Source organism: Methyloceanibacter sp. (assembly GCF_041573655.1).
In the GTDB taxonomy this organism is placed as follows: domain Bacteria; phylum Pseudomonadota; class Alphaproteobacteria; order Rhizobiales; family Methyloligellaceae; genus Methyloceanibacter.
This window is the reverse complement of record NZ_JBFFQD010000010.1, coordinates 15,605-29,293: the sequence shown is the minus strand read 5'-3', so window position 1 is coordinate 29,293 and position 13,689 is coordinate 15,605. Positions and strand designations below refer to the sequence as shown.

Here is a 13,689-nt window from a genome sequence, read left to right as displayed (position 1 = left end):
CGAGCTCGAAGCGGGAAAAGCCAGCTTGAGCCTATAGCAAGGGACAATTCGCAAGGATTGGAAGCCGCCATGACTATCAATCTTAGAGTTCCAGATCTGACTGAACTCAAGCCGCGCATTACCGTGTTTGGTGTGGGTGGCGCTGGCGGCAACGCCGTCAACAACATGATCGAACGCGGCCTGAATGGGGTCGAGTTCGTCGTCGCCAATACCGACGCTCAGGCTCTGATGAGCTCATCCGCCGAGCGCCGCATTCAGATGGGCGCCAACGTCACCGAAGGTCTCGGTGCCGGCTCGAAGCCCGAGATTGGCGCCGCCGCGGCCGAGGAGGCCATGGCCGACATCAAGGCGCATCTTGTCGGGTGCCACATGACATTCATCACCGCCGGCATGGGCGGTGGCACCGGCACGGGCGCGGCGCCTGTGATCGCACGGGCCAGCCGCGAGGAAGGCATCCTCACCGTCGGTGTTGTGACCAAGCCGTTCCAGTTCGAGGGCTCGCGGCGTTTCCGCGCCGCCGAGGCCGGTATCGAGGAACTGGAGAAATACGTCGATACGCTTCTGATCATCCCGAACCAAAACCTGTTCCGTATCGCCAACGAGAAGACGACCTTCACCGATGCCTTCGGCATGGCCGACGATGTCCTGCGCTCCGGCGTGGGCTGCATCACCGACTTGATGGTCAAGGAAGGCCTGATCAACCTCGACTTCGCCGATGTCCGCACCATCATGGCTGGTATGGGCAAGGCGATGATGGGTACGGGCGAGGCCAACGGCGACCGCCGCGCGGTCGATGCGGCCGAAGCGGCCATCTCCAACCCGCTGCTTGACGATGTGTGCATGAAGGGTGCGAGCGGACTGCTTGTTTCCATCACCGGCGGTAGCGATCTCACCCTCTACGAGGTCGACGAGGCCGCAAGCCGCATCCGCACCGAGGCGGACGAAGAAGCCAACATCATTGTCGGTGCGACCTATGACGACGAGCTCGACGGCATGATCCGCGTCTCCGTCGTGGCAACCGGCATTGGCTCTGCACTGGCGAATATTGAGCCTGCCACGGAAATCGCAGCAGGGGAGCAGCCCGATCACGGCCGTCTGGCTGAGCGCCTGGCGGGCCTCGCCACGATGCCCAGCGCAGGCGCCGACGAGCCGCCCGTTGATCTCGACGAAAGCCTCATGGTTCCGGCCGAGACGCCTGAGGAACCTCAGGTCTGGCGCGCGCCGGGCAATGTGACCATCGAGAAGCGTCCGGCCCAGGCAACGGGCATCGCCTTGCCGCTCAAGCAAGCGCAAGCCAAGCCCGCGCCCGAGCCCCAGAAGAACTTCCAGCCGGCCCCGCCCGCCGCCATTAAGCGGCCGGTCCGGCGCATGCCCAGTGTAGAGGAACTTCCGGTCGTGGCCCAGAAGGCGATCAGGGCCCAGAAGGAAGTAGACGCTCAAGCCCATGGGATCACGGCCCAAAAGCGCAAAGTCGGTTTCCTAGAGCGCTTGGCCAGCGTTGGACGAAATCGCAAAGAGGAGGATGCCGAGATGCCGTCGAAGCTCGAACCAGAATTTGGCCAGCGCGTAAGCGACGAAGCCCTTGTGGTGGACGAGAGCCCCGCGCCCAGCGGCGTGCGCATCGATGCCCCGCGAGAGGCGGCAGCGCCGTCTTTGCCCAAGCCGGCGAACGTGATGCGTCCGCCGAGGGTCGCACGGGGTGGCGCTGCGGTGGCCGCCGCCGCAACGGCAGAATCGTTTGACGATGACGACTTGGAAATCCCAGCGTTTTTGCGCAGGCGCGCGAACTGAGGTGAGGCCAGGCGTTAACCAAAGTGCCTGGCCAATGCCTCGTCGGGACTGAAATGGTCTTTTGAATCAAGCGCCTAAGCGGAGTCTTAGACCGTAATACAGTGTAAGAAACCGTGATTTGTAGCCCCAAACCCCGAAGGTTATGGTTCCTAATAGATTGATCGGCAGAGCTAAAAAGGCACGCTTGACCCCGCAATAGAGGGTCCGAAATAAGTGCCAGGAAGCGCTGCTCGATGGGGGCTCGGGTTCTCCGAGCTAAGTAGGGACCATAGACGGCGCGGGGGCCATTGGGGGCCATGAAGGGTTTCATCGGGGCACGCCAGACGACGCTGGCCTGCGAAATTTCACTGACAGGCACAGGCGTCCACAGCGGAGCGCCAGTTTCCATCTCAATTTGCCCGGCCGATGGCGATACCGGCCTTCGCTTCCTGATTTCCAACGGTGATTCCGACGGGATCGAGATTGCGGCTGACCAGCAATGGGTCACAGGCGTGACCCTGTGCACCGTGCTCGGCGATGGCAACGGCGCGTCCGTTGCGACCGTCGAGCATGTTCTGGCCGCCCTGCGGGGCCTGGGCGTCGACAATGCCCTGATTGAGATCGATAGCGTCGAAGTGCCGATCATGGACGGTAGCGCCGCCCCCTTCGTTGAGGCGATCGACGAGGTTGGGCTGACCGAGCTCGATGCGCCGCGCCGCTTCTTGAAGGTTCTGAAGCCGATCTGCGTGGAGGACGGCGGCGCCGTTGGCGAGCTGGTCCCGCATAACGGCTTCCATCTCGACGTCGAGATCGATTACGAGACGAAGCTGATCGGCAAGCAAAAGCTTGAGATGGACGTCAATCCCGGCTCCTTCCGCCGCGAGATTTCCCGCGCCCGGACCTTCGGTTTCATGAAGGATGTCGAGCGGCTGTGGGCGGCGGGTCTGGCCTTGGGTGCCTCCCTTGAGAACACCGTGGCCATCGGCGATGACCGGATTATCAACCGTGAAGGCCTCCGCTTCGCCGACGAATGCGTCCGCCACAAGGCGCTCGATGCGGTTGGCGATCTTGCCTTGGCTGGCGCTCCCATTCTCGGCGCCTATCGCTCCCGGCATGGGGGACACCGCTTGAATGCGCTGGTCCTCAAGGCGCTGTTCGCCGATGCCGATGCCTGGACCATGGTCGAGGCGCCGCGCTACCGCGAAGTGCGCCATGCCGAGCTCAGCCACCGCCTGGCGGTAGCGAACTTCGCTGCCGACCGCAGCTAGCGGAGCGTCCACTTTCGAAGAAGACAGGCCTTGGGGCGGTTCGCCGCCGACACTATTGCTGTGCGTCGGGCTGATGCCCGGTCAGAGCAAAAAAACACCATAATCCGGGGATTTGGTGGGGCTCGCCCGCGTTAGCGCTTGCCGTGGGCGGATTTTGCGCGCAAAGACCGATGCGCGAGGGGGACGGTTTTGAGGGGTAGCATGGTCAGTCCGGAAGAGCCGCGTCGGGCGTTCGCGCCGCGAGTTGCGCGCTGGTGTGGGCTTGGCACCTGTTTGGCTGCCGGGCTTCTGGCCGGCTGCGGTAGCTCGATTTTCGGCAGCGGAGATGACAGCGCCGAAATAGTGAGCGCCGGCCCGCCGAACGCCATCTACGGCGATGCGGAAACCCTGATCAACGAGGGCGACTACCAGGAGGCCGCGCGCAAATACGAGCAGGTCGATATCAATCACCCCTATTCCCCGGAGGCGCGGCAGGCCATCGTCATGTCGGCCTACGCCTATTACAAAGCGGGCAAATATGATGAGGCCATCGGGGCGGCCGACCGCTATCTGACCCTCCATCCGGGCACGCAAGAATCGGCCATGGCGCAGAACATCATCGGCATGGCCTACTATGACCGGGTGCTGGACCCGAAGCGGGATCAGACCTTCGCGCGCCGGGGTTTGGCGGCGTACGACAAGCTGCTGCAGCGCTACCCCAACTCACGCTATTCGGGTGAGGCGAGCAACCGGGCGCGAATCCTGCGCGATCTGCTGGCCGCCAACGAGATGACGGTCGGCCGTTACTACCTGCGCCGGAACAACTTTCTCGCGGCAATCAACCGCTTCCGCACCGTGGTGACGTCGTATCAAACCACAGAACAGGTCGAAGAGGCCTTGATGCGTTTGACGGAGGCTTATATGGCCTTAGGTATCGTCAACGAGGCCCAGACGGCTGCCGCCGTGCTCGGCCATAACTTTCCGGACAGTAAGTGGTACAAGCACGCCTACCGTCTCCTAGGAAAGCGCGGACTGGAACCCCAACAGTACGAAGGCTCCTGGATCACCCGAGTCTGGAACGGCGGCGGCGAAGCCTAACGGGCGTGTCATGCTAGCCGCCCTGTCGATCCGCGACATCGTTCTGATCGACAAGCTCGACCTGGAGTTTGGCGCAGGGCTCAGCGCGCTGACCGGCGAGACCGGCGCAGGCAAATCCATCCTGCTCGATGCGTTCTCTCTGGCCATCGGTGCGCGGGGCGATGCTTCGCTCGTCCGCCGTGGCGTGGAGCAGGGCCAAGTGACGGCGACCTTCGAACTGGCGGCGGACCATCCAGTTCTGGCACTGCTCGCCGAAAACGGCATCGCAATCGAAGATGACGTGCTCATCCTGCGCCGCGTGCAAGGCAATGACGGCCGAAGCCGGGCCTTCATCAATGACACGGGCGTCAGCGTTCAGCTCTTGCGCCAAGTGGGGCGCGCGCTGGTCGAGATCCACGGCCAACATGACGAGCGGGCGCTGATCGATCCGAGCGGGCATCGCGATCTCATCGATGCGTTCGGGGGACTGGGGGCGGACGCCGCCAAGCTTGCCGAACTCTACGAGGCGTGGGGCGAGGCGGACGCCGCCCGCGCCCGCCACGAAAGCGAGATCGCCGCCACCCGTGCCAATGCCGAATACGTGGCGCATGCGCTTGAGGAGCTGCAGACCTTGGCGCCTGAGGCGGACGAGGAAGAGGCGCTGGCCTCGCGGCGTCAGCTCATGATGAACGCTGAGAAGATCGCCGGCGACTTGAACGAGGCAATGGACGCGCTCCAAGGGGAGGGGACGGCGGGTGCCCGCCTTGCCTCGGCGTTGCGCCGGCTCGAGCGCCAGGCGGACTCCGGCGGTCCCGTGCTGACCGGCGTGGCGGAGACGCTCGAACGTGTTCTGAACGAGACCAATGCCGCCAGTGACAAGATCGAAGAGGCGCTGGCGCTGACGGCCTTCGAGCCGGCCGATCTGGAACGCGCCGAGGAGCGGCTGTTTGCCTTGCGCGCCGTGGCCCGCAAGCATCGCGTTCGGGTGGACGATCTGCCGGCGCTCACCGAACGCCTTCAAGCAGAACTCGAAGCCTTGGACACCAGCGAGGGCCGCGCGACTGAGCTTGCCGAAGCCGCCGCGCAAGCGCGGAAAGCCTACGAACAAGCGGCACTCGCTTTAAGCAAGGCGCGCGCGAAGGCGGCCAAGCGGCTGGACCAAGAGGTCGCTGCGGAACTTGCGCCACTCAAACTGGAGAAGGCGCGCTTCGTCACCCACATTGATGCTGTGGACCTCGCCGAAGGCGGCCCCAGCGGCGTCGACCGCGTCGCCTTCTGGGTCGCCACCAATCCAGGCACCGATCCCGGTCCGATGATGAAGGTCGCTTCGGGCGGCGAGCTGGCGCGTTTCATTCTGGCCCTAAAAGTGGTGCTCGCCGCGCGCGGGTCGGCGCCGACACTCATTTTCGACGAAGCGGATTCCGGTGTCGGCGGCGCTACGGCCGCGGCTGTCGGCGAACGCCTGTCGGGACTTGCGGACAGTGTCCAGGTGCTGGCCGTGACCCACGCCCCGCAAGTCGCCGCGCTCGCGGCTGGGCACTTGATGATTGCCAAGGAAACGGTCGCAGGGCCCAAGGGCGAGGCCATGGCCACGCGGGTCGCGGTGCTTGAGGGTGAGCATCGCCGCGAGGAGATCGCCCGTATGCTGGCCGGCCAAACCATTACCGACGAAGCCCGCGCGGCCGCCGACCGGCTTATGCGCAAGTCGGCATAAGACTCTGAAAGCATGAGCAAGAAAGAGACAAAGCCCGTGGCGAAGCTCGACGAGGCCGAAGCCACGCAGGAGCTGGCGCGGCTCGCCAAAGAAATTGCTCATCACGACGCGCTGTATTACCGCAAGGACGCGCCGGAGGTTTCCGACGCCGCGTACGATGCGCTCCGCCAGCGCAACGAGGCGATCGAGGCGCGCTTTCCGCACCTTGTCCGTGATGACAGTCCATCACTGAAGATTGGCGCCGCGCCGGTCGAGGCCTTCGGCAAGGTCACCCATCGTGTGCCCATGCTCTCGCTCGGCAATGTATTCGACGACGACGGCGTGCGCGATTTTCTCGAACGCGTGCGGCGCTTCCTTGGGCTGGACGCGGAGGCGGAGCTTGCCTTCACCACCGAGCCGAAGATCGACGGTCTCTCCATCACGCTCCGCTACGAGGGCGGCCGCCTGGTGCAAGGGGCGACGCGCGGCGACGGCTATGAGGGCGAGAACGTCACCGCCAATGTCCGCACCATCGAGGACATTCCGAAAGAGGTGGACGCACGCGGGTTTCCCGATCCCTTCGAGGTGCGCGGCGAGATCTATATGAGCCATAGCGACTTTCAGGCGCTCAACGCCGCGCAAGAGAAGGCCGGCAACCGGCCGTTCGCCAATCCGCGCAACGCGGCGGCAGGCTCGCTCCGACAGCTCGACCCCGCCGTCACGGCTTTGCGGCCCTTGCGCTTCTTCGCCTATAGCTGGGGGGAGGTCGCCGCGCTCCCCGCGGACACCCAATGGGGCGTCTATCAGGCCATGGCGGATTGGGGCTTTCCGCTGAACCCGCTGGCGAAGCTCACCAGCTCCGTGGACGAGATGCTGGACACCTATCGCGAGATCGAGGAGGGAAGGGCGGGGCTCGACTATGACATCGACGGCATTGTCTACAAGCTCGACCGGCTCGATCTTCAGGAGCGGCTCGGATTCGTCTCCCGCTCGCCGCGCTTTGCCATCGCGCACAAATTCCCGGCCGAGAAGGCGACGACGATCTTGCGCGACATCGAGATCCAGGTAGGGCGGACCGGCTCGCTGACCCCCGTCGCCAAGCTGGAGCCGGTCACAGTGGGGGGCGTCGTGGTGCAGAACGCGACGCTCCACAACGAGGATGAGATCGAGCGCAAGGACGTGCGCATTGGCGACACGGTGGTGTTGCAGCGCGCCGGCGACGTCATCCCGCAGATTCTTGGGCCTGTGCGAGAAAAACGCCCTAGGGGCGCGAAACGATTCAAGTTTCCCGATGTGTGCCCGGCCTGCGGCAGTCATGCGGTGCGCGAGGTCGACGAGCGCACCGGCAAGCAGGACGTGGTGCGCCGCTGCACGGGCGGGCTCATTTGTCCGGCCCAGCGTGTGGAGCGGCTGAAGCATTTCGTCTCGCGCAACGCCTTCGACATCGAAGGGCTCGGCGAGAAGAACATCGAGGCGTTCTACGACGAAGGGTTGATCCAATCGCCGCCGGACATCTTCACGCTTCAGGCACGCGATAGGGACGCGAAGGAGAAACTCAGCGAGCGCGAGGGCTGGGGTGAGACTTCGGCACAGAAACTGTTCGACGCCATCGAGGCCCGGCGCGATGTGCGTCTCGATCGCTTCATCTACGCGCTTGGCATTCGCCATGTTGGCGAGATCACCGGGCGTCTTCTGGCGCGCACCTACGGCACTGCGGAGGATTTCTTCAAGGCCATGCGCGCCGCCGCCAAGGCTCGTGACAGTGAAGCCTTCGCCGAGCTTGAGAACATCGAAGGCATCGGCCCGACCGTGGCCGCGGCCATCGCCGACTTCTTCGGCGAGCCGCACAACGTGGATGTGGTGGAGGCCTTGCTGAAAGAGGTGAGCCCGGAAGCCCTAGAGGCGGTCGACCACGCCTCGCCGGTTTCGGGCAAGACCGTGGTGTTCACCGGCACGCTGGAGCAGATGACGCGGGCCGAGGCCAAGGCCCGTGCCGAACGTCTCGGCGCCAAGGTGGCGGGCTCGGTTTCCAAGAAGACCGACTATGTGGTGGCGGGCCCCGGCGCCGGCTCGAAGCTCAAAAATGCCAAAGCGTTAGGCGTCGCGGTGCTGACGGAAGACGAATGGCTCAAGCTGATCGGCTAGCTAGCCGATCTTCGCCGTGGCATGGCGCAGCCAGGGTCGGTCGTCGCTGAGGACCAGCGGCTCGATCTCTCGGCGCACCCGAGCGTGATAGTCGTTCAGCCAGGCGAGCTCCGAGGGCTCGAACTGTTTCGGGTCGATGAGTCGCCGGTCGAACGGCACGAGGGTCAGCGTCTCGAAGCCCATCATTTCGCGCTCCCCGCCTTCGATCTTCTCCAGCGGCGTGACCAGTATCAGGTTCTCCAGCCGGATGCCGTATTTGCCTTTTCGGTAATAGCCGGGCTCGTTGGACAGGATCATGCCGGGCTTCAGCTCCTCGGTGCTAAGCCGGGACAGGCGCTGCGGGCCTTCATGCACCGACAGATAGCTGCCGACGCCATGCCCCGTGCCGTGGTCGAAGTCGAGGCCGGCCTCCCATAAGGGGCGCCGCGCATACGGATCGATATCCTGGCCGCGGGTGCCCTTGGGGAAGCGCGCCGACGCAACGGCGATGTATGCCTTCAGCACCAGCCCGTAGTGGCGCTTCATCTCGGCCGTGGGTTTGCCCACCGCGACCGTGCGCGTGATGTCCGTGGTGCCGTCCACATACTGGCCGCCGGAGTCGATCAAAAACAGCGAGTTCTTGTCGAGTACGCGCTTGGTGGCGTTCAACGGGCGATAATGCACCAAGGCGCCATGCGGCCCTGAGGCCGCGATGGTGTCGAAGCTGATGTCCTTGAGCTGGCCTGATTGACGGCGAAAGTCCTCGACCTTCATGGCCGCCGAGACTTCGTCCTCGCGCCCGGACTCAGACACCTCGTCGAGCCAAGCGAGAAAGCGCGCCATGGCCACGCCGTCGCGCAAATGTGCCGCGCGTGCACCCTCGATCTCGGCCCTCGTCTTGATGGCCTTTGGCAGCGTGCACGGATCGTCGCCGGCAACGAACTTCGTGCCGTTCTCTTCCAGGATGCGGGCGAAACGCATGGACACCTGATCCGGATCGAGCCGGACCTTCGCGCCTCCCTCGGCCAGCGCCTTCAGCTTTTCCTCCAGGGCCTCCGACTCGGCAATGTCGATGAAGCCCGAGAGCGCACCATGGACGTTGTCGCCGACCTTGCCCGGATCGATGAACAGGGTGGGGCGGCCGGACGCGGGCACAATGGCGAACGTAAGCGCCACGGGCGTGTGTTTGATGTCGCCGCCACGGAAATTGAACAGCCAGCAGATGGAGTCTGGCGCCGTCAGCAGCACCGCGTCCTGCTCGTCTTCGGCGAGCGTCTTCTGCACTTGCGCAATCTTTTCGGCCGGACTGCGGCCGGCGAATTCGAGCGGCTGAAGATAGATCGGTGCGCTCGGCGGTTTCGGCCGGTCCGAGCCCCAAAGCTTGTCGATCGGATTATCCGCGACCGGGTTGAGCCGGATGCCGGCGGCACCAAGCGTCTTGGTAAGCCGATCGATCTCCTTGATCGTGTGCAGCGCCGGGTCGTAGCCCACCGCGTTGCCGCGCACCAGCGTCTCCTTGATCCAACTCGACGGTTTGGCTTGCGGGACCTGCAACACCTCGAAGAGGCTGGTGTCGACCTGCTCCGGCGCTTGAAGAATGTAGCGGCCGTCCACGAACAGCGCCGAGCCCTTGTCGGTGACAATGGCGATGCCGGCGGACCCGGCGAACCCGGTCAGCCAAGCCAGGCGCTCGTCGGCAGGAGGCAGAAATTCGTTCTGGTGCTGATCGCTATGGGGAACGAGGAAGCCCTTCAGTCGCCGGGACTTCAGCTCTCGCAACAATGCCTGGACCCGGTCGCTGCTTGCCGCCGGAGCGCTGGCCTCATCGAAACTCTGATACATGGCCGGATTTGTAAGCCGAAGCGTCGGTCCCGATCAATCAGACAAAATCCTTGCGCTCCGACGCCCGAGCAGCAGGGTCGCCCATCCATCGAGAATGATTCGCTTTTCCAGGACGAAGCCATGGGCGCCATAGCGTGCCTGGATGCCGGGTGCCTGCTCTGCTGTCAGCCCGGACAGGATGATGAATCCGCCCGGCTGAAGGGTCTGGGCCAGCCCCGGCGCCAAATCGTAAAGCGGCCCGGCCAGGATATTGGCGATGATGAGGTCCGGGGAGAGGCGCTGCAGCTTGGGGTGGGCGAGGCCGTCGGCCTGAAGCGCATGCACCTGCTGCGCGACCCCGGCCTTCTCCGCATTGTCGTTGGCGATCCTGACGGCCACGGGATCGTTGTCGGTCGCCACGACGGGCCGGTCGAAGGCGAGTGCGGCGGCGATCGCCAAAATGCCGGTCCCTGTGCCAAGGTCGAGCACGAGGTCGGGGTGCCCGCGCTTGGCGAGCGCGTCGAGCATCAGAAGACAGCCCCGCGTGCTCGCATGATGCGCCGTGCCGAAGGCTTGGTCGGCATCGATCTCGATCGTGAAGAGGTTGCGTACAACCGCGTCCCGATCATGGCTGCCATGGACCAGAAAACGCCCGGCGCGCACCGGACCGCGCTGTCCTTGGCTGAGTGTCACCCAGTCCGTCGGCGGAAGCTCTTCGACGCGAAGCGGCACGACGGGCTCGCTATCAGCGGCCGCCTCGATCAATGCCTCGAGCGCGGTCTTGTCCGGGCGGTTCCCATAAAGCGCCGAGACTTCGTAAGTGCCCGTGCCGAGTTCGAAGAAGCTGACCGAGAGGGCGGACGGATCGTCGACTTCATCGAGGACTTCCGCGATCCGGACTGCGGCCAGTGGCGCCGCTTCCACAGTGGCGCGATAGGTGAGGGAGGCTTTCGTCATTCTCGGTCTCGCGCTCCATCCTTTAATGTGGCCACGGCCTGCCACAGCTCATCCACCGCCGCATCGGTGACGCCGAGTTCGGTGAGATGTTCGCGCACGCCCTTGATGTACGCGTAGCTCGATCCGGCAATGCCTGAGGCCTCCACGATCATCGACGCGCGCGCGTGCAATGAGAGATCCTCGTCGATCAGCCGGGGGCCGCCATAGATATAGGTGAGTGCCCCAACCTCGGTGCCGTCCGGCAGCCTCACGGCAACTTCCGTCGCCTCGCAGGTCTCCCGATGGTTGAGATAAGCCTCGATGTCACTGCGCGCGCCATCGTCAAAGGCGAAGGCCATGCCCCGGCAGGCGCCGGTCCGCGCCAGATTAAGTGTCAATCCTGGCCGCGCATGTGTTCCCCAACGCTCCAGAGACTTCTTATTGAAGACGCGGGCGTGCCCGGGGAGGTCGGCGGGCATGCGCCGCGCGCAAGTATACGCCGTCTCCCAACCGTCCCACATCAACGAGCCATAGCCGAACAGCCACATGGGGTTCGCGTCACACCCGCTCAACGAAGGTGTCGACCACCTTCTTGCGTCCAGCCTTCTCGAAATCGACGGTGAGCTTGTTGCCGTCGATCGAGGCGACGCGGCCATAGCCGAACTTCTGGTGGAAGATGCGTTCGCCGACATCGACACCTGAGCCTTCCGCCGTACTGGCGGCGACCAGTGAGCCTTCGATGGTGAGCGGCTCGCGCCGGGGCCCCGAACTCCCGCCTTGGCGATTGCGTTGGGCGCGCTGCCAGCCCGGCGTCTCGTAGGCGCCGCTCGCGAACAGGGTCTCGGCGTTTTCGAACCGGCTCGGCCCGTAACCGCCCAGGCCCTTGTCCTCGGCGACCTCCACATGGTCGACGGGCAACTCATCAATGAAGCGCGACGGCACCGCCGTTTGCCACATGCCGTGATTGCGCCGGTTCTGCGCGAAGGTGATCTTGGCGCGCTTGCGCGCGCGCGTCAGCCCCACATGGGCCAGCCGCCGCTCTTCTTCGAGGCCCGACCGTCCGGACTCATCGAGGCTGCGCTGATGGGGCAGGAGCCCTTCGTCCCAGCCGGGCAGGAACACGGTGTCGAATTCCAGCCCCTTGGCCGAATGAAGCGTCATCAGGTTGACCCGGTCGGTGCCTTCTTCGGTCGCCGCGTCCATGACGAGCGAGACATGCTCCATGAAGCCCGCGAGCGTGTCGAACTCCTCCATGAAGCGGATCAGCTCCTTCAGGTTCTCCAAGCGCCCTTGCGCCTGTTGGGAGCGGTCCGCCTGCCACATGGCGGTGTAGCCGGATTCATCGAGGATCAGCTCGGCGAGCTCCGTGTGGCGCATCGTGTCGACGAGCGAGCGCCAGCGGTCGAAGGACGCAAGGAGATCGGCAAGCGCCTTGCGCGGCTTCGGCCTCAGTTCCTCGGTCTCGACGATCAGCCTGGCTGCTTGCGTCAGGGGAACGCCGTTTGCTCGGGCGAGTTGGTGCAGCGCCTTCAACGTGGCGTCGCCCAAGCCCCGGCGTGGCGTATTGATGATGCGCTCGAACTTCAGATCGTTCGACGGGTTCAGCGTCACTTCAAAATAGGCCGTCGCGTCGCGGATTTCCTGGCGCTCGTAGAAGCGCGGGCCGCCGATCACGCGGTAGTCGAGGCCGAGCGTGATAAAGCGGTCCTCGAAGGCGCGCATCTGGAAGGACGCGCGCACGAGAACGGCGAACTCGTTGAGCGCATGACCGTCGCGCTGCAGCTGCTCGATGTCCTCGCCGATGACGCGGGCCTCTTCCTCGTCGTCCCAGCAGCCCTCGACCACGACCTTCTCGCCTTCGTCGCCTTCGGTGTGCAGCGTCTTGCCGAGCCGCCCTTGGTTGTGGGCGATGAGGCCGGAGGCAGCCGCGAGGATATGACCCGTCGAGCGGTAATTGCGTTCGAGCCGGATCACCTTGGCGCCGGGGAAGTCGGTCTCGAAGCGCAGGATGTTGTCCACCTCCGCGCCGCGCCAGCCATAGATGGACTGGTCGTCGTCACCGACGCAGCAAATATTACTGGTGCCCTGCGCCAGGAGGCGCAGCCACAGATATTGCGCGACGTTGGAGTCCTGATACTCGTCCACCAGCATGTAGGTGAAGCGATTCTGGAATTTCCCAAGCACGTCCGGGTGCTCCTGGAACAGCCGCAAGTTCTCCAGCAAGAGATCGCCAAAGTCGGCGGCGTTCAGCTCTTTGAGCCGGCGCTGATAGAGCGCGTAGAGATCGCGCCCCTTACCGTTGGCGAAACCGAAAGCTTCGCCGTCCGGCACGCGGGCAGGTGTGAGCCCGCGGTTCTTCCAGCCGTCGATCATGGCGGCGAGCAGTCGCGCCGGCCAACGTTTCTCGTCGATATTCTCCGCCGCGAGCAATTGCTTGAGCAGCCGGATTTGATCGTCGGTATCGAGCACCGTGAAGGACGACTTGAGATCGACCAGCTCCGCGTGTCGACGCAAAATCTTCACCCCAATGGCGTGGAACGTCCCCAGCCACGGCATGCCTTCGACCACGCCGCCTATCAATTCGGCGACCCGTGTCTTCATCTCGCGCGCCGCCCGGTTGGTGAAGGTCACCGCGAGGATCTGGCCGGGCCGGGCGCGGCCCTGGCTCAAGATGTGGCCGATTCGCGTCGTCAGGACGCGCGTTTTGCCGGTCCCCGCGCCGGCCAGCACCAGGAGGGGGCCGTCGAGGCTCTCGACGGCGTCGCGCTGTTCCGGATTCAGCGCCTCCAGATAGTCGGCGGGGCGCCGCCGCATGGCGCGCTGGGACAGGGGCAAGGCTGTAGGCTCGTCCGCCTGGCTCTCGCCCTCGGTGTCCTCGGGGAGGGGGGTCGCCTCGGCGGCGGATGCGCGAATCTTGGACATGAACCAGAATTATAGCACCGGTGCGTCTGGCGGAAGGCAGGGGGGTGGGGAGGATTTACAACACTCACGGAATTGTTTTCCGGAAGACTTGCGGGCCCC

Annotated in this window: 9 protein-coding genes; 5 read left to right on the top strand and 4 right to left on the bottom strand. The window is 64.6% G+C overall.

The genetic code is table 11. The annotated features are described in order from the left end of the window. Positions 1-69: 69 nt before the first annotated feature. From ftsZ to ligA, 5 genes are all read left to right on the top strand, one after another. Positions 70-1,791: a cell division protein FtsZ gene (gene ftsZ / locus ABY454_RS04075; protein ID WP_372928899.1), complete on the top strand. Its 1,722-nt coding sequence runs from the start codon at positions 70-72 to the stop codon at positions 1,789-1,791. A 296-nt stretch (positions 1,792-2,087) separates the two neighbouring features. Continuing rightward, positions 2,088-3,038: a UDP-3-O-acyl-N-acetylglucosamine deacetylase gene (gene lpxC, locus ABY454_RS04070; RefSeq protein WP_372928898.1), complete on the top strand. Its 951-nt coding sequence runs from the start codon at positions 2,088-2,090 to the stop codon at positions 3,036-3,038. Positions 3,039-3,239: 201 nt separating this feature from the next. After that, the gene (locus ABY454_RS04065; protein WP_372928897.1) at positions 3,240-4,115 is read left to right on the top strand and encodes an outer membrane protein assembly factor BamD; all 876 of its coding nucleotides are present in this window, start codon (positions 3,240-3,242) and stop codon (positions 4,113-4,115) included. Positions 4,116-4,125: 10 nt separating this feature from the next. Continuing rightward, the gene (recN, locus tag ABY454_RS04060; RefSeq protein WP_372928896.1) at positions 4,126-5,808 is read left to right on the top strand and encodes a DNA repair protein RecN; all 1,683 of its coding nucleotides are present in this window, start codon (positions 4,126-4,128) and stop codon (positions 5,806-5,808) included. Positions 5,809-5,820: 12 nt separating this feature from the next. Then, positions 5,821-7,932 carry an NAD-dependent DNA ligase LigA gene (gene ligA, locus ABY454_RS04055; protein WP_372928895.1) on the top strand — a complete coding sequence of 704 codons (2,112 nt, stop codon included), beginning with the start codon at positions 5,821-5,823 and terminating at the stop codon, positions 7,930-7,932. On the opposite strand, the gene ABY454_RS04050 is transcribed toward ligA, so the two are convergent. The 4 genes from ABY454_RS04050 to ABY454_RS04035 are packed head-to-tail and all read right to left on the bottom strand — an operon-like array spanning position 7,933 to position 13,590. Then, entirely contained in the window at positions 7,933-9,753 is a 1,821-nt protein-coding gene (locus ABY454_RS04050; protein ID WP_372928894.1) for an aminopeptidase P family protein, read from the bottom strand. 33 nt (positions 9,754-9,786) lie between these two features. Next, positions 9,787-10,689: a 50S ribosomal protein L11 methyltransferase gene (locus ABY454_RS04045; RefSeq protein ID WP_372928893.1), complete on the bottom strand. Its 903-nt coding sequence runs from the start codon at positions 10,687-10,689 to the stop codon at positions 9,787-9,789. Next, the gene (locus ABY454_RS04040; protein WP_372928892.1) at positions 10,686-11,240 is read right to left on the bottom strand and encodes a gamma-glutamylcyclotransferase; all 555 of its coding nucleotides are present in this window, start codon (positions 11,238-11,240) and stop codon (positions 10,686-10,688) included. Before ABY454_RS04040 ends, ABY454_RS04045 begins: the two co-directional genes overlap by 4 nt. Further along, positions 11,227-13,590, bottom strand: a complete 2,364-nt coding sequence (locus tag ABY454_RS04035) for a UvrD-helicase domain-containing protein (protein ID WP_372928891.1) — start codon at positions 13,588-13,590, stop codon at positions 11,227-11,229. The genes ABY454_RS04040 and ABY454_RS04035 overlap by 14 nt, the downstream gene beginning before the upstream one ends. Positions 13,591-13,689: the final 99 nt, after the last annotated feature.

Bases quoted from the DNA above. Each gene is read 5' to 3' on its own strand.
- ftsZ (WP_372928899.1), top strand. From the start codon at position 70: ATGACTATCAATCTTAGAGTTCCAGATCTGACTGAACTCAAGCCGCGC.
- ABY454_RS04045 (WP_372928893.1), bottom strand. From the start codon at position 10,689: ATGACGAAAGCCTCCCTCACCTATCGCGCCACTGTGGAAGCGGCGCCA.
- ligA (WP_372928895.1), top strand. From the start codon at position 5,821: ATGAGCAAGAAAGAGACAAAGCCCGTGGCGAAGCTCGACGAGGCCGAA.
- ABY454_RS04050 (WP_372928894.1), bottom strand. From the start codon at position 9,753: ATGTATCAGAGTTTCGATGAGGCCAGCGCTCCGGCGGCAAGCAGCGAC.
- recN (WP_372928896.1), top strand. From the start codon at position 4,126: ATGCTAGCCGCCCTGTCGATCCGCGACATCGTTCTGATCGACAAGCTC.
- ABY454_RS04065 (WP_372928897.1), top strand. From the start codon at position 3,240: ATGGTCAGTCCGGAAGAGCCGCGTCGGGCGTTCGCGCCGCGAGTTGCG.
- lpxC (WP_372928898.1), top strand. From the start codon at position 2,088: ATGAAGGGTTTCATCGGGGCACGCCAGACGACGCTGGCCTGCGAAATT.
- ABY454_RS04035 (WP_372928891.1), bottom strand. From the start codon at position 13,590: ATGTCCAAGATTCGCGCATCCGCCGCCGAGGCGACCCCCCTCCCCGAG.